We start from the raw sequence: 15,210 nt of genomic DNA on the forward strand, positions 1-15,210 counted from the left end.
TCGGGCACTGCCTGCTATTCTCCTGCTTCGATATGTAGCGATACGGTCCGGTTCGACACCCAACGCCGGTGACAGCCAACGCCGGGAACCTCCGGCACCGGGGACACCGACACCGGGGACACCGGACGCCGGTAGGTGAACGAGCGGGAACGCCGATCGCCGGTACGCGAGCGGGGAGGAACGACGACGTGTCTGCCCCGTCCCCGGTGGAGATGCCGGCCGCCAGTGCCCTGGGCTGGGTCTACACGATCTTTCCCGCGCTGCTCCGGCTCACCTGCGGGCTCGCCTGCGCCGCGGTGGCGTTCGCGGTACGTACCCCGCCGGTCGACACCGCCCTGCTGGGTGTCGCGGTCGTCGTGCTGACCGCCTGGTCGGTGTTCTTCGCCGGCTGGATCCTCCGACGGACCACGCCCGCCCCGGTGATGGCCGTCGACGTTCTCCTCACCGTCGGCGCCTGCCTGCTGATCCGGCACCTGGTGGCGGCGGAGGTGCTGCCCGGCGGGGTGAGCTGGGTGGCGATCCAGTCCAGCACAACGGTGATCATCGCCCAGTTCGTCCTGCCCGCCCGCTGGTCGGTCCCGGCCGGCCTGCTCGTCGCCGCCGCGTACGGGACGGGGGCGCACCTCGCCGGCAACAACGCCGAGGCGGTCGACAACGTCGTCACCCTCGTCGTACAGACCCTCTGCAGTGCCGTACTCGCCGGGGTGGCCCGGCGGAGCAGCCGGCTCGCCGACGACGCCTTCGCCGGATACCAGGACGCGGCCCGGACCGCGCTCACCGCCCGGGCGGCCCGGACCGCCGAACGCCAGCAGAACCGGGACCTGCACGACACCGTTCTCTCCACGTTGACCGTGGTCGGCCTCGGTGCCGTCGCCGGGCAGTCGGCGCTGCTGCGCGAACGGGCCGCCGGGGACCTGCGTACCCTCGCCGCGCTGGCCGGCGAGCGCGAGCCGACCGGTGCGCCGACGGGCGACCGGGACCCCGACGTCGCCGGCGGCGAGGCGCCGCTCGACGAACGGCTCCGCCGTCTGCTCCGCCGGTCGCCGCAACTGCGGGTGACGGTGGCACTGGAGCCCTGCGAGGTACCGGTCAAGGTGGCCGAGGCGATCACCGAGAGTGCCGGCGAGGCGCTGTCCAATGTGCTCCGGCACGCGCCGGACGCCACCGTGATGGTGCGGCTGAGCCACGACGGCGACACCGTCGTGGTCGAGGTCAGCGACGACGGCCCCGGCTTCGACCCCGGCACGGTCCCACACCACCGGTACGGGCTGCGTGAATCCGTGCACGGCCGGATGGCGACGGTGGGTGGCCGGGCCGAGGTCGACTCCGCGCCCGGCCGGGGCACCCGGGTACGCCTCAGGTGGTCCGATGTCGACTGACCCGGCCGGTGGTCCCACCGGCAGCACGACCACGACCGGTCCGGTCGGCGGTCCCACCGGCAGCACGACCATGTCCGAGCTGGCCGGTGGCCCCACCGGTACGGTCACCACCACCGTCGAACGGGGCCCCCGGCTCGCGGCGGTGCTCATCGCGTTCGGCTGGCACCTCGCCATCAACCTGCCGGCCGTGCTCGCCCACTGGGACCGCTACCGGTCGCCCTGGGTGGTCGGCGTCGGCTGGCTGGTCTACGTCGTCGTCGGCGCGGTCGCCGCCACACACCTGCTCCGCGGCACCCGGGCACCGGTCTGGCCGCTGATCGGGGTGCTGCTCGTCGTCGACGTGGCGGTCCTCGCCTGCACCCCACCAGAGGCGATCTTCGACTCGGCCAACTTCGGCTGGGCCACCCTCGCCTGGTTCGCGCTCCTGCTGCTCTGGGGCCGACGGATCCCGGAACTGGTCGCGGTGCTCGCGGTCGGCGCGCTCGTCGCCCTGGTCGGCGTACTCGTCGACACCGACCGTGGTCCGGCCGAGCTGAGCCGTTACGCGATGACGGTCTACGGCACCATCGTGCTGCCGATCGCCATGATGATCGCGATCAACCTGCTCACCGAACTGACCGGACGGACGGCCCGGGCCGCGGCCGCCCGCGCCGCGATCGAGACCGAGCGGGCCGTCGCCGGCCGGGTGCACCGGGCCCGGCGCGACCGGCTCACCGAACTGAACCGGACCGCCGGAGCGATCCTCACCGAACTGGCCGAGGGGCGGGCGGATCCCTCCGACCCCGCCGTCCAGCGCCGCTGTGCCCTGGAGGCCTCCCGGCTGCGTCGACTGATCGCCGAGTCGGACGACGTACCGGACCCGTTGCTGCACGAGCTGCGGGCCTGTGTCGACGTGGTGGAACGCAACGGCCTCCAGGTCGACTTCGTCGCCGTCGGAAGCCTGCCTCCGCTGCCGGTGGAGATCCGTCGACGACTGGCCGAGCCGCTGACCGCGACCCTGGCCGCCGCCACCCGGTGGGCCCGGCTGACCGTGGTGGCCCAGCCCGACGAGGTGGTGGTCAGCCTCACCACCCCCGGTACGTCGACCGTGGCGTCCGGCCCGGCCAGCACCGACGGTGGCAACATCGGCATTTCCGGGGACGGCCGGTCCGGCGGCCCGGACAACGGGGAAGAGGTCGAGTACCTCTGTGAGAAGGACGAGGACATGGTATGGGTGCAGACCCGGTGGCGGGCGTGACCCCGGAGCGGTCCAGGGTCGCCATCGCGATCGTCGACGACCATCCGGTGGTCATCGAGGGGATCCGGTCCTGGCTGGCCACCGAGCCCCGGCTGGTGGTGGTCGCCACCGGCGACGACCCGGACGTGGTGCTCGCCGCCGATGAGCCGACGGCCGACGTGATCCTGCTCGACCTGCGGCTGCACGGACGGACGGTGCTCGACCGGGTCGCCGAGCTCAGTGGCGCCGGTCGCCGTGTGGTCGTCTACTCCGAACACACCGACTCGGAGACCATCCTGGCCGTCCTGGACGCTGGCGCGGTCGCCTTCCTGGCCAAGCACGAGGGCCGGGAGCACTGTGTACAGACCGTGCTCGCGGCGGCGAGCGACCGCCCGTACGTGCCGCCGGCCCTGGCCGGGGCGATCGTCGGCGACCGCAGCAACGGGCGACCGGTCCTCTCCGACAAGGAGCGGGAGGCGCTGCTGCTCTGGTTCCAGTCGATGTCGAAGGCCTCGGTCGCCCGCCGGATGAACATCAGCGAACACACCGTCAAGCAGTACGTCGACCGGGCCCGGATCAAGTACGCCCGGGCGGGCCGGCCGGCCGCGACCAAGGCGGCCCTGCTCGCCCGGGCGATCGAGGACGGCCTCGTCCGTCCCGACGAGATCGGCAGTTGACCCGCGGGGCCGGGCATCGGTCCCGACCCGTTGACCGGTAGATCCCCATACCATCACCCGACGGGTGTCCGGTGGGTCGGCCGAGCGTCCGACCCCCCAACAGCCGTCGTGACAGCTCCTGGCAATTCCGATTACCTAGTGACCAAGACGTACCGGAACCCGGAGGCCCTCCCCATGACCGAGCCGAGCACGGCCACCGGTCAGCCCAGGCGCCCGGGTTCCGGTACCGGCCAGCACAGCGAGGAGGCGACATGACCGAGGACGCGTCTCCGTTTTTCATCCGGCCGTACCGGTTCGACGACCAGGTGCAGGACGACACGTACTTTCCCCGGCTGGACTGGCACCGTCGGCTCGTGCTGGACCCGGACGAGCAGGTGCTGTGGCGGGACGAGGTGGACGTCGCCGGGCACCTTCTCGCCCCGGACGACGGCACCGGGGAACTGGTCTGGGCACTGCCCCGACGGGCCGAGGTCACGGTGACCGACCGACGGCTGGCGTACGTCTGCGTCGACTGGCGGATCGGGCCGGCTCCGGAACCGCGGGCCGGCTCCCGGCAGCGGCGCCGGAGCACGCCGGCCGGCAGTCACGTGGTGACCGGGCAGATCCGCTGGCAGTGGCCGTCGGCGCTGCGCGTCCTGCCGGCGACCGACCCGGAGACCGGTGGCCGGGAACCCGAACGTCTGCTGGTCGTCTGCGACGCCGTCCGGACCGCCGGACGTCCGGCCCTGGCGCTCTCCGGCGGCACCCTCGGTTCGGCCCGGACGGTCCGGCGGGTCACCACCCTGATCCGGCGGACCGTCGCCGGATTCCGGCTCGCCAACCCGACGATGGTGGAACTCGCCCCGCCCGAGTGGGACGCGCTGCTCGCCCGGGCCGGGCTGGCGCCGTTCGCCGACGCCCTGGCCGACCCCGACCGGGGTGTCGACCTGCCCGGCGCGCTGCCCGTCGAGTTCGCGCACCGGGACGACTACTACCGCCGGTCGCTGCGCCGCCGCAACGCGGCGACGGCAGGCTGGAACGCCTCGGCCCCGGGCCGGAACTCGCCGGGTCGGGGCCGCTCCACCGTCGTCTCCCCCGCCCGCTGGTCCGACCGCCAGCCCGGTTCGGCCTCCTGACCGACCCGGGTCGGCTCCTGTTCCTGTCCCGACGCCCCCGTTCGGCCGCGCCCGGGCACGCCGAGGGTCGGCGGCAGGTGTCGTCGGCCCGTCCGGTGGGTAACCGGGACACCCGGGCCGACAGGAGGCGGATATGGACAGGGCGGCCGACCGGTCGGACGGGCACGGTGGGCGTCCCAGTCAGGTACTGGACCGTCTTCCGTGGCTGTTGCGCTGGGCGGTGCTGGCCAGCCTCTGCCTGCTCGTCCTCGTCGCCGGGGCGTACGTCCTCGCGCAGATCGCCACCAAACTCGCCCCGCTGAGCATCGCGCTGGCGGCCACCCTCTTCCTGGCCGCGATGTTCGACCCGGTGGCCAGCCTGATGCGCCGCCACCGGTTTCCGCCCGCGCTGGCCGCGCTCGTCTCGGTACTGCTGCTGCTGGCTGTGCTGGGCGGGGCGATCGTACTGGTCTGGCGGCTGACCGCCGACCAGTTCGCCGACCTGGCACGACAGCTCGACCAGGGGCTGGATCGGACCCGGGACTTCCTCACCTCGGCCCTGCCGATCAGCCGGGAGCAACTGGACCAGTGGACCCAACGGGCGGTCAGCGGCGTACGAGGTTCGGCGCCGGACCCGGTCAGCGGCGCCGCCACCGTCGCGGAGGCGGCCGGTGCCCTGCTGCTCGTCCTGGTGCTGCTGTTCTTCCTGTTGAAGGACGGCCGCCTGATGTGGGGGTGGATTCTCGGCTGGGTCTCCGAGCGGTCCCGGCCGATCACCGCGAAGGCGGGCCGGGCCGGCTGGCGGACGTTGGGGGCGTACACCCGGGGCACGATGATGATCGCCGCGATCGACGCGGCCGGCATCGGGCTGGCCCTGGTCCTGCTCCGGGTGCCGCTGGCCCTGCCGCTGACCGTGATCACCTTTCTCGGCGGCTTCGTGCCGATCATCGGGGCGACCGTCGCCGGCAGTGTCGCGGTGCTGGTCGCGCTGGCCGCCAAGGGGCCGACGACGGCGCTGCTGGTGCTGGCGGCGGTGATCGCCGTACAGCAGACCGAGGGCAACCTGCTCGAACCCCTCATCATGAAACGTCAGGTACGTCTGCACCCGGTCGTGGTGCTGCTCGCGGTCACCGCCGGCACGCTGCTCGGCGGCATCGTGGGCGCCTTCGTCGCGGTACCGATCACGGCGGTCCTCTACAACGTGTTCAAGACGGTCGCCCTGGAGCGCCGGGCCGGCACCGCTGACGGCGGGACCACGACCGACGCCAGCACGGGCGACGCGACCACGGACGACGGGACCACGACGGACGACAGCGGGGGCAACCGTGGGTCCGCCGAGCATCCGGAGAAGCCGCCGCCGGATCGATGAGAGGTGCGTACGTCCGCCGGGCTCAGCGGGCGCCGAGCCGACCGTGCAGCTCGGCACCGGTCAGGTCGGCGAGGTACACCTCGGTACCGGGCTGGTGCCGCCGCCCCTCCGCGAGGCTGCCGGCGTCGACCGGCTCGAACCCGACCTGCTCGACCAGGTCGGCGACCTGTCGCTTCGCACCGGGGTCGTCGCCGGAGACCGGGATGCCGTAGCGCCGCTGGGCCGAGGACTGCCGTCCGAAGTCCCGCAGGTGGTCCCAGCGCATCGCGTTGAACGCCTTGACCACCCGGGCACCGGACAACCGCTGCTGGAGCAGCTCGCTGGAGGTGGTCCGGTCCTGGTCGAGGTCCTGGTGGTGCCCGTCCCGTTCCGGGTAGTAGTTCCCGGTGTCGATCACGGTCTTGCCGGACATCTCCTCGGCGGGCAGGTCGGCGTAACGGCCGAACGGCACCGACACCACCACGACGTCACCGAACCGGGCGGCGTCGGCCGCGTTCGCGGCGCGTACCCGTCCGCCCAGTTCCCCGGTCAGTCCGCGCAGCGTCTCCGGGCCCCGGGAGTTCGCCACCACCACCTCGTGACCCGCCTTGCTGAACAGGCGGGCGAGCGTGCCCCCGACGTGCCCGGTGCCGACGATCCCGATCCGCACAGCCCTCACCCTCCCCCGTCGACGCCCACCGACCCGCACCGGCGGCCGGACCCTCGGCGGTGCCCCGGTCGCCGCCCGGGACGGCTACCCGACGACGGATCGGACAAACACCACCCCCGGCCACCCCGCCGCCTCGTCGACCTGCTGCTGCCCACCGCCTCATCGGCTCGCCGGGTCAGCGCCTTCCCGGCCGGCTCGGGGTCGACGTCCCCCAGCCCGTCGGGTCAGCGCTTCGTCGGCCGGGCCCGCACGTGCAGGCGTTCGCCCTGCGGGCCGAACAGGGTGAGGAGTTCGGCGGTGCCCGGGCCCGGATTGGCGACGCAGTGCGGAACCCGGGTGTCGAACTCGACGACCTCGCCCGGGGTCAGCACCAGGTCGTGCTCGCCCAGCAACAGACGTACCCGGCCGGAGAGGACGTAGAGCCACTCGTACCCCTCGTGGGTCTGCTGGCGCAGCTCACCGCCGGGCGTGTTCGGCGGCAGGATCTGCTTGAAAGCCTGCAGACCACCCGGCCGACGGGTCAGCGGCAGGAACGTCACACCGTGCCGGACGATCGGCCGGGCGTGCACCCGGGGATCCCCGGTGGCGGGGGCACCGACCAGTTCGTCGAGGGCCACCTGGTGGGCCCGGGCCAGTGGCAGCAGCAGCTCCAGGGTGGGTCTGCGACCGCCGGACTCCAGCCGGGACAGGGTACTGACCGAGATGCCGGTGAGTTCGGCGAGTTGGGCCAGCGTCGTACCGCGTTGCTTCCGCAACGCGCGCAGCCGCGGGCCGACCGCGGCCAGCACGCCGGAGAGGTCCGGGCCGTCGGGGGCCGGGCCGTCGTCGTTTGCCATAACGGCAACGTTACTTGTCAGGTCGGCAGTCAGGTCGGACCGTGGGACCAGCAACGGGGGGCGACGAGCGACAGGGAGAACAGGATGAACGGGACATACGACGTGGTGGTGATCGGTGGCGGCGCCGCCGGGCTGAGCGGAGCGCTGGCCCTGGCCCGGGCCCGCCGCTCGGTACTGGTGATCGACGCCGGGCAGCCGCGCAACGCACCCGCCGGGCACGTACACAACTTCCTGACCAGGGACGGTACGCCGCCGGCGGAACTGCTGGCCCTCGGAAGCGCCGAGGTGACCCGGTACGGCGGCGAGATCGTCACCGGGCGGGTCGGGAGCGCGACCCGGGACGGCGACGGCTTCCTGGTCACCCTGGACGACGGGCGGCAGACCCGGGCCCGGCGGCTGCTGGTGACCACCGGAGGCGTCGACGACCTGCCGGACGTCCCCGGGCTGGCACGACGGTGGGGACACGAGGTGCTGCACTGCCCGTACTGCCACGGCTGGGAGGTCCGGGACCGGCGGATCGGCGTACTCGCCACCGGACCGTTGGCCGTGCACCAGGCCGAGCTGTGGCGACAGTGGAGTGCCGACGTGCTGCTCCTGTCGCATCACACCCCACCGCCCGGTGCCGAGGAGGCCGAGCGGCTGGCCGCGCGCGGCATCGTCGTCGTACCCGGGCCGGTCGCGGCCGTCGAGGTCACCGACGACACCCTGACCGGGGTACGCCTCGCCTCCGGTGAGGTCGTCGCGTTGGACGCGGTGGTCGTCGCGTCCCGGCTCACCGCCCGTACCGCTGTCCTGGAGTCGCTCGGGCTGAAGCCGGTCGACGTCGAGATCAACGGTCACGTGGTCGGCAGCCAGATCACCGCCGACCCGAGCGGGGCGACCGGGGTACCCGGGGTCTGGGTGGCCGGCAACGTCGCCGACGTACGCGCCCAGGTGCTGACCGCCGCCGCGGCGGGACTGAACGCCGGCGCGGCGATCAACGCGGACCTGGTCAACGAGGAGACCGTGGCGGCCGTGCAGGCGTACCGCCAGCAGGCGCGCACCCTGTTCGAGGAGGCCGCCTGGGAGGAGCGCTACCAGGCCCGTCCAGCGGTCTGGAGTGGACAGCCGAATCCGCAGCTGGTCGCCGAGGTGTCCGACCTGGCCCCCGGCCGGGCGCTCGACGTCGGCAGCGGCGAGGGTGCCGACGCGGTCTGGCTGGCCCGGCGCGGCTGGCGGGTGACGGCGGTCGACATCTCCATCACCGCGTTGCGACGCGGTGCCGCGAACGCGGCGACCGCCGGGGCGGAGGTCGCCGGTCGGATCGACTGGCTGCACGCCGACCTGCGCGACCGGCCACTGCCCGAGGGCGGCTACGACCTGGTCTCGTCCCAGTTCATGCACCTGCCCGGTACGGCCCGACAGGAGTTGTTCAGCCGGCTGGCCGGTGCGGTGGCACCGGGCGGCACCCTGCTGATCGTCGGCCACCATCCGTCTGACCTGCGGACCTCGGCACGCCGGATGCACTTCCCGGACATGATGTTCACCGCCGAGGAGGTCGCCGCCACGCTGGATCCGACCGGGTGGAAGGTGGTCGCGGCCGAGGCCCGGCCACGCGCGACAGTGGACCCCGAGGGTCGGGAGATCACCATCCACGATGCCGTCCTGGTCGCCCGACGACTGCCGCCGGACCACGCCTGACCGCCCTAGACTTGCCAGGTGGCGCCCGAACCGAGGTCGGAACTGCTCCAGCGACTGCCCGCGCCGCCGCTGCGCCCGTTCCTCGCCCCGTACCTCGGCTACCGGGACCGGGACGTCCCGCCCGCCCGGCACCGCGGTCTGCCGTCGCCGTACCTGACGGTGATCATCACGCTGGACGATCCGCTGATGATCGCCACACACCCGGACCCACGTACCGCGCCGGCCCGGTACGACACCCTGGTCGGCGGCCTGCACACCGCGCCGGCGATGATCGAGCACGACGGCCGACAGTCGGGCATCCAGCTCGGTCTCTCGCCACTCGGCGCGCGGGCGCTGCTCGGTCTGCCGGCCGGCGAACTCGTCGACGCCGATCTCAGCGCCGACCTCGTGCTCGGGCCGTTCGCCGGGGAGCTCCGGGAACGACTGCTCGCCGCCGCCGGCTGGGACGAGCGGTTCCGGGTGCTCGACCGGCTGCTCCTCCGCCGTTTCGACCCCGGCGCCGTGCCGCAGGCGGAACTGGCCCGTGCCTGGCACCGACTGGTGGCCACCGGCGGGGCCGTACCGGTGAGCGAACTGGCCCGGGAGACCGGATGGAGCGACCGCTACCTGAGCCGCCGGTTCGGCGTCGAGATCGGACTCAGCCCGAAGCGGGCCGCCCGGGTGGCCCGCTTCGACCGGGCCCGACGACTGTTGCAGAGCCGGGCCGGATCGGGTGGGCTCGCCCGGTCGGGTGGGCTGGCCGAGATCGCCGTGTCGTCCGGCTACTACGACCAGGCCCACCTCGACCGGGACTTCCGTGACTTCGCCGGCTGCCCGCCGAGTCGCTGGCTCGCGGAGGAGTTCCGAGCCGAGGAGTTCCGAAACGTCCAAGCCACCGCCGTCGACCCGCCGACAGGATGGTCGACATGACAGCCGTACCTCCCCCACCCCAGGTCTGGCCCACGTTACGGGCCCGGGACGCCCGAAAGTTGATCAGCTTTCTCGTCGACGCCTTCGGCTTCGAGGAGATCCTGGTCAGCGCCGACGGTGACGTCGTGCACCATGCTCAGCTCCGCTGGCCGCCGGGCGGCGGGATCATGCTGGGCAGCGCCCGCGACGACGCCGACGACCCGTGGGCGTTGCCACCCGGCACCTTCGGCGCGTACGCGGTGACGGACGACCCGGACCGGCTCTGTGCCCGCGCGCTCGCGGCCGGTGCCGAACTGGTCCAGAGGGTGCAGGACACCGACTACGACTCACGGGAGTTCCTGGTCCGTGACCCGGAGGGCAACCGCTGGTCGTTCGGCACCTACCGGGGCGAGCCGATACCCGGCTGAGGAAGGGATCGGGGACGGACGGTTGGCGCCCGTCCCCGATCACGATCAGGCGGCGGCGTACGCGACGACGCGGTCCTGCCCCGCATGGGCGTCGTCCTGGCTCCAGCATTCGACGATCCGCTCGCCCTCGATCCGGATGATGTCGACCCCGGAAACCGTCTCGACCGACCGGAGCGGACGCAGCGGCTGCCGGCCGGCGCGGAAACCGGTGCAGGTCCAGCGGCCGGCGACCAGGTCCGGCCCGATGATCGGACCGACCTCGACGGTCAGCCGCAACCCCGGGTGGGCGGTGTGCGACATGGACACCCAGGAGACGAGTTCCGCCCGGCCGCGCAGCCGGGCCGGACCGTCGCCGCCCGTCGCCAGGTGGACGGCCAGGGTGGGAGCGACGATCTCGTCGACCAGCGACAGGTCACCATTGCGCAGAGCCACCCAGTTCTCCCAGAGCCTCGGCCGGGGGTCGACGGCGACCAGGGCCGAGCTGTGGTTGGTGTTGATGGTCATCGCGAGACTTCCTCCCGTGGGGGCGGTGTCCGGCAGCCGGGGCACCCGTCGTTCGCGCTGCCCGCGCCGAACGTCATCACCAACCATTCTCGTCCCCTCCGGAGGCACCATCCTGTCCGCTTTTAGGAACGGAAATTGCCTGATCAGAGGCTCAGGAAGACAGCATGCCGGGCAGGTTCAGCGGGGCCGTCGCCAGCTCGAACCGGCTGCGCCAGGCGGCACCGACCGGGCGGGGCGGCGCGACCTCGTCGGTCGCCGAGGCCCGCTGCATCCGGTCCAGCCGGAAACCGCGTACCTCCTGGCGGAGTCGACACCAGCCGACCAGGTACCACTGGTGGCCGGCGCCGAGCAGTTCCACCGGCTCGATGAGCCGGCGCGAGGCGTGGCCGTGTCGGTCGACGTACTCGATCGCGAGCACGGTCCGGCGGACCACGGCATCGCCGGCGGTGCGCAGCACCTGGCGGGCCGGGGTGGCCGGCCGGTCGGGTGTGCCCAGGTGGATCCGGTCCGCCACCCGACGGGCCGCCTCCACGTCGGAGGGCGACATCACCGCGAGGAGTTTGTAGAGCGCCGACCGGGCATCGTCGAGGAACGGCGTGTCAGCCATCGTCTCCAGGGCGACCGCCGCGGCGATCGCCTCACGTGGGGTGATGTTGACCGGCGGCAGGGTGTAGGCCCGGTCCAGCACGTAGCCGCCGCGCCGGCCCCGCTCGGGATAGATGGGTACGCCGGACTCCTGCAGGGCGCCGATGTCGCGCCGGATGGTGCGGGCGTCGACCTCGAACCGTGCGGCGAGCCAACGCGCACTGCGCGGTCGCGGAGCGACCGCACGCAACTCCTCCACCAGGGCGTAAAGCCGGTCGGTACGGTTCACTCGCCGACCCTACCGACCAGGTACGACGCTTTCCCCGGCCCCGACCCGGCGGCCCTCCTCGCCGTCGCCGAGACCGCCGTCCACGCGGCCGGGGCGGTCGGGCTCGGCCAGCCGCAGCACGATGTTCGCCAGCGCCGGGGTCCGGGTGTCCTGCGGATCGGTCAGCAGGTCGGCCCAGAGCCGGGCGTCCCGGGCGGCCTCCCGCTGACCGGTCTCGTCGTACGCCCGGGCGAGCATGTGCAGCGTGGCGGCCTGGGTGGCCGGCATCTCCATCTCGGCGAAGGCACGGGCACAGCCGCGCAGCACCTCGACCGCCGCCGAGGCACGCCCCTCCCCGATCCAGCTGACCGCCAGGTCCCGGGCCAGCCCGGTGGCCCACGGCCGGTCACCGAGCTGCACCGCCAGCTCGTGACTCTGCCGGAGCCGGCCGACCGCCTCGGTACGCCGGCCCAGGCAGATGGCGGCCGAGGCGAGGTGCCGCAGGGCGGCCAGCAGCACGTACCGGTCGCCGACCGTTTCCAGCAGCGTCACCGCCCGCTCCGCCGCGCCGTACGCCAACGCCGGCTCGTCGCGCAGCAGCCGGGTCACCGCGAGCGCGTTCAGGCAACGGGCCATCACGATCTCCGGTACGCCGAGGGCACCCGCCTCGGTGACCGCCGCCCGGTCCACCGCCAACGCCTCGTCGAGCCGGCCCAGGCCCCGGTAGGCCGCGGAGAGCACCGGGGCGGCCAGCACCGCGCCGAGCGGGTCACCTTCGGCGCGGAACAGTTCCACCGCCCGCTGTGCCGTGGCGGCCGCCTCCTCGGCGCGGTTCTGGTAGTCGTACAGCACCGCCTGGTCGCTGAGCAGGCAGGCCAGCCCGTGCCGGTCGGCGAGCCGGGCGAACCTGGCCTCGCCGCTGCGCAGCCGCTCGGCGGCTCCGGCCAGATCGCCCCGGGCCAGGCAGAGCACCCCGCCGACAAACTCGGTACGCGCCAACGCCCGCTCGTCGCCGATCCGGGCCGCGACCTGTCCGGCCCGCTGCTGCGCGACCTGCAGTTCGGCCCAGTGCCCGTGCACCCAGAGGAACGGCGCCAGCCGCTCGGCCAGGGTGACCGCCGCCGACCCGGCGCCGGCCGTACCCGTCGTCCGCCCGGCGCCGGCTGTCTCCGCCCTACCGACGGACGCGCCGGACCCGGCCAGGCCGATCAGGCTGACCAGGAAGTCGAGTTCGCCGCCGAGCCAGCCGAGCGGGTCGGCGGCGACGAGTGACTCGACGCCACTGCGGGTCGGTCGGGGATCGACCGGCTCGTCCGGACGGGCCCAGGTCAGGGTGCGCGGCAGTCGCCGGGCGGCGGTACCGACCAGTGCGGCGGCCGCCGTCAGCAGCCGGCTCTGCCCGTCGGTCGCCGGCCCGCCCCGCCGGGCGACCTGGCCCGGTACGGCGGCCCGATCCGCAACGCCCGGGTCGCCCCGGTCACCGGCGGCGAGTTCCTCGGCGTAGACCCGGAGCAGGTCGTGCAGCCGGTAGCGCGGCTCGGCGCCGTTCGCCGGGCAGGCCACCTCCAGCAGGTTCGCCTCCACCAGTTCGTCGAGGACCCGGTCCGGGTCGGCCCGGTCGAGCAGTTCGGCGACGGCCCAACCGGCGAAACTGACCGGGCCGAGCGCGCCGAGCAGCACAAACGCCTCACGGGCCGCCGGGGAGAGCGCCCGGACGCTGAGTGCCAGGCTGGCCCGGACCTGCTGATCGCCGGCGGCCAGTTCGTCCAGCCGCCGTCGCTCGTCGTCGAGCCGGTCGGCGAGGACGGCCAGCGGCCAGGACCGGGTCGCCAACCGGGTGCCCGCGATCCGGACCGCGAGCGGCAGGTTGCCGCAGGCGGCGGCGATCCGGGCGGCGGGGACCGGCTCCCCGGCCACCCGGTCCGGGCCGACCACGTGGGCCAGCAGTTCCCGGGTCTCGTGGTCGGTCAGCGGGCCGACCGGGACGTGCCGCGCGTCGATCAGGTCGCTGAGCCGACGCCGGCTGGTGATCAGCACCGCGCTGCCCGGGGTGCCCGGCAGCAGCGGACGGACCTGGGCGGCGGTCGCGGCGTCGTCGAGCACCACCAGGATCCGCCGGTCCGCGAGCCGGGCCCGGTAGACGGCGGCGAGCGCGTTCAGGTTCTGCGGTACGGCCGTGCCGGGTACGCCGAGGCCACGGAGCAGGTCGGCCAGGACGACGGCCGGGTCGCGGGGTGCCGCCGAGGCACCGGCCAGGTGGACGAAGAGCTGCCCGTCCGGGAACCGGCCGCGAATCCGGTGTGCCACCGTCACCGCGAGCGCGGTCTTGCCCACCCCGGGCTGGCCGGAGACCGCGACCACCGGCACCCCGTCGACGCCCGGTGCCGGCGGCGGAACAGCGCCCGGCGGTGCCGACGGGTCGCCCTCCGGCAGCGGGTCGCGCCACCGCTCGGCAGGTGTCCCCGGCAGCGGGTCGCGCCCCGCCCCCAGCAGTGCCTCGATCCGTTCGATGCTGCCGGTCCGGCCGACAAAACCCGGTGCGGCCGGCGGCAGCTGACAGACCGGGAACGGCGACGCCGGCTCCGCCGTCGACCGGACCACCACCGGCTCCTCGCCGCGCAGGATCGCCCGGTGTGCCCGGCGCAGCTCGGGCCCGGGTTCCAGACCCAGCTCGGTGACCAGGAGGTCCCGGGCGTACTGGTAGGCGGCGAGCGCGTCGGCCCGGCGACCGGCCCGGGCCAGTGCCACCATCAACTGGACGTGCGGCCGTTCCCGCAGTGGCTGCTCGGCCACCATCCGGTGCAGTTCGGCGAGTACGGTCCCGAGGTCACCGTCGGCGGCCAGGTCGGCGTCGACGCACTCCTCCTGGGCGCCGAACCGTTCCAGTTCCCACCTGGCGAGTTCGGGTTCCAGTGTCGGCACCGACAGGTCGGCCAGTGGCCGTCCCCGCCACAGCCGCAGCCCGGCACGGAACCGCCGCGCCGCCGTACCCGGGTCGCCGGCCGCCATCGCCGCCCGGCCGAGCGCGACCTCACGCCGGAACACCAGTACGTCCAGGTCGTCGGGTCCGACCCGGAGCAGGTAGCCGTCGCCGCTGTGGTCGATCGTCGCCCCGGGCACCCGCTCCCGCAGCCGGGAGACGTACGTCTGCAGGTTCGAGGCGTACGACGCGGGTGGGCGGTCGCCCCAGAGCACCTCCACCAGCCGGTCGACCGTCACCACCTGCCCGGCCCCGACCAGCAGGGTGCCCAGCACCGTGCGCTGGTGCCGGCTGCGCAGCACCACCTCGGCACCGGTGTCCAGGCGGATCCGCAGCGGCCCGAGAACACCGAACCTCATCCGTCGTCTCCCAGCACCCGCCGGTGGCCCGTCACCGATAGGCAACGGTACCGCCGCCGCCCGTTCGCCCGACGTACGGTCGGTCCGGTCCAGGGGCGGCGGCGCGACCGGTCCGGTCCGGGAGCGAGCGGCGCGACCGGTGCGGAAGCGGGTACCGCCCGATCCGCCGGTCCGCCCGATCCGCCGGTCGGTCCGAACCGGCCGCCTGTCGGAGTCGCCGGTCCGTCCTATTCGGAGGCCGAGGATGGGCCGGCGTTCCGTGTGGCGACTGTGTGGCGGGATGACCCACGCTGCTGGA

The 15,210-nt window shown here is 73.8% G+C and carries 13 protein-coding genes; 8 read left to right on the top strand and 5 right to left on the bottom strand.

Annotated features, from left to right (window positions below):
* The first annotated feature begins 212 nt into the window (after positions 1-212).
* The 5 genes from V1633_RS36050 (at position 213) to V1633_RS36070 (ending at position 5,735) form a co-directional block, all read left to right on the top strand.
* Entirely contained in the window at positions 213-1,379 is a 1,167-nt protein-coding gene (locus tag V1633_RS36050; RefSeq protein WP_331218705.1) for a sensor histidine kinase, read from the top strand.
* Positions 1,369-2,616, top strand: coding sequence for a hypothetical protein (locus V1633_RS36055; protein ID WP_331218672.1), 1,248 nt, complete (start codon positions 1,369-1,371; stop codon positions 2,614-2,616). Before V1633_RS36050 ends, V1633_RS36055 begins: the two co-directional genes overlap by 11 nt.
* Positions 2,589-3,272, top strand: coding sequence for a response regulator transcription factor (locus V1633_RS36060; protein ID WP_331218673.1), 684 nt, complete (start codon positions 2,589-2,591; stop codon positions 3,270-3,272). The genes V1633_RS36055 and V1633_RS36060 overlap by 28 nt, the downstream gene beginning before the upstream one ends.
* A gap of 251 nt (positions 3,273-3,523) precedes the next feature.
* Positions 3,524-4,387 (top strand): hypothetical protein, encoded by an 864-nt coding sequence (locus V1633_RS36065; protein ID WP_331218674.1) that lies wholly within the window; start codon positions 3,524-3,526, stop codon positions 4,385-4,387.
* A gap of 133 nt (positions 4,388-4,520) precedes the next feature.
* Positions 4,521-5,735 (top strand): AI-2E family transporter, encoded by a 1,215-nt coding sequence (locus tag V1633_RS36070; RefSeq protein ID WP_331218675.1) that lies wholly within the window; start codon positions 4,521-4,523, stop codon positions 5,733-5,735.
* 22 nt (positions 5,736-5,757) lie between these two features.
* Here V1633_RS36070 and V1633_RS36075 read toward each other — a convergent pair whose 3' ends face one another.
* Together V1633_RS36075 and V1633_RS36080 are read right to left on the bottom strand one after the other, a co-directional pair.
* A complete protein-coding gene (locus V1633_RS36075) occupies positions 5,758-6,384 on the bottom strand; it encodes an NADPH-dependent F420 reductase (protein ID WP_331218676.1) in 627 nt (208 codons plus the stop codon).
* A 224-nt stretch (positions 6,385-6,608) separates the two neighbouring features.
* Positions 6,609-7,220, bottom strand: a complete 612-nt coding sequence (locus V1633_RS36080; protein WP_331218677.1) for a helix-turn-helix domain-containing protein — start codon at positions 7,218-7,220, stop codon at positions 6,609-6,611.
* A gap of 84 nt (positions 7,221-7,304) precedes the next feature.
* On the opposite strand from V1633_RS36080, the gene V1633_RS36085 reads away from it, so the two are divergent.
* The 3 genes from V1633_RS36085 to V1633_RS36095 are packed head-to-tail and all read left to right on the top strand — an operon-like array spanning position 7,305 to position 10,216.
* The gene (locus V1633_RS36085; RefSeq protein WP_331218678.1) at positions 7,305-8,900 is read left to right on the top strand and encodes an FAD-dependent oxidoreductase; all 1,596 of its coding nucleotides are present in this window, start codon (positions 7,305-7,307) and stop codon (positions 8,898-8,900) included.
* An 18-nt stretch (positions 8,901-8,918) separates the two neighbouring features.
* Complete coding sequence (locus tag V1633_RS36090; RefSeq protein ID WP_331218679.1) at positions 8,919-9,809, top strand: AraC family transcriptional regulator; 891 nt, start codon at positions 8,919-8,921, stop codon at positions 9,807-9,809.
* Positions 9,806-10,216 carry a VOC family protein gene (locus tag V1633_RS36095; protein ID WP_331218680.1) on the top strand — a complete coding sequence of 137 codons (411 nt, stop codon included), beginning with the start codon at positions 9,806-9,808 and terminating at the stop codon, positions 10,214-10,216. The genes V1633_RS36090 and V1633_RS36095 overlap by 4 nt, the downstream gene beginning before the upstream one ends.
* A 45-nt stretch (positions 10,217-10,261) precedes the next feature.
* On the opposite strand, the gene V1633_RS36100 is transcribed toward V1633_RS36095, so the two are convergent.
* The 3 genes from V1633_RS36100 to V1633_RS36110 all read right to left on the bottom strand — a co-directional run bounded on the left by V1633_RS36100 (position 10,262) and on the right by V1633_RS36110 (position 14,912).
* Positions 10,262-10,720 (bottom strand): ester cyclase, encoded by a 459-nt coding sequence (locus tag V1633_RS36100; protein WP_331218681.1) that lies wholly within the window; start codon positions 10,718-10,720, stop codon positions 10,262-10,264.
* Positions 10,721-10,871: 151 nt separating this feature from the next.
* Entirely contained in the window at positions 10,872-11,594 is a 723-nt protein-coding gene (locus V1633_RS36105; RefSeq protein WP_331218682.1) for a helix-turn-helix transcriptional regulator, read from the bottom strand.
* 9 nt (positions 11,595-11,603) lie between these two features.
* Entirely contained in the window at positions 11,604-14,912 is a 3,309-nt protein-coding gene (locus V1633_RS36110; RefSeq protein WP_331218683.1) for an AfsR/SARP family transcriptional regulator, read from the bottom strand.
* Between the last annotated feature and the right edge of the window lie 298 nt (positions 14,913-15,210).

The organism is Plantactinospora sonchi (assembly GCF_036422035.1).
GTDB lineage: Bacteria > Actinomycetota > Actinomycetes > Mycobacteriales > Micromonosporaceae > Plantactinospora > Plantactinospora sonchi.

Coding starts and splice junctions, on each gene's coding strand:
- V1633_RS36050 (WP_331218705.1), top strand. CDS start 213: ATGCCGGCCGCCAGTGCCCTGGGCTGGGTCTACACGATCTTTCCCGCG.
- V1633_RS36055 (WP_331218672.1), top strand. CDS start 1,369: ATGTCGACTGACCCGGCCGGTGGTCCCACCGGCAGCACGACCACGACC.
- V1633_RS36060 (WP_331218673.1), top strand. CDS start 2,589: ATGGGTGCAGACCCGGTGGCGGGCGTGACCCCGGAGCGGTCCAGGGTC.
- V1633_RS36065 (WP_331218674.1), top strand. CDS start 3,524: ATGACCGAGGACGCGTCTCCGTTTTTCATCCGGCCGTACCGGTTCGAC.
- V1633_RS36070 (WP_331218675.1), top strand. CDS start 4,521: ATGGACAGGGCGGCCGACCGGTCGGACGGGCACGGTGGGCGTCCCAGT.
- V1633_RS36080 (WP_331218677.1), bottom strand. CDS start 7,220: ATGGCAAACGACGACGGCCCGGCCCCCGACGGCCCGGACCTCTCCGGC.
- V1633_RS36085 (WP_331218678.1), top strand. CDS start 7,305: ATGAACGGGACATACGACGTGGTGGTGATCGGTGGCGGCGCCGCCGGG.
- V1633_RS36095 (WP_331218680.1), top strand. CDS start 9,806: ATGACAGCCGTACCTCCCCCACCCCAGGTCTGGCCCACGTTACGGGCC.
- V1633_RS36100 (WP_331218681.1), bottom strand. CDS start 10,720: ATGACCATCAACACCAACCACAGCTCGGCCCTGGTCGCCGTCGACCCC.
- V1633_RS36110 (WP_331218683.1), bottom strand. CDS start 14,912: ATGAGGTTCGGTGTTCTCGGGCCGCTGCGGATCCGCCTGGACACCGGT.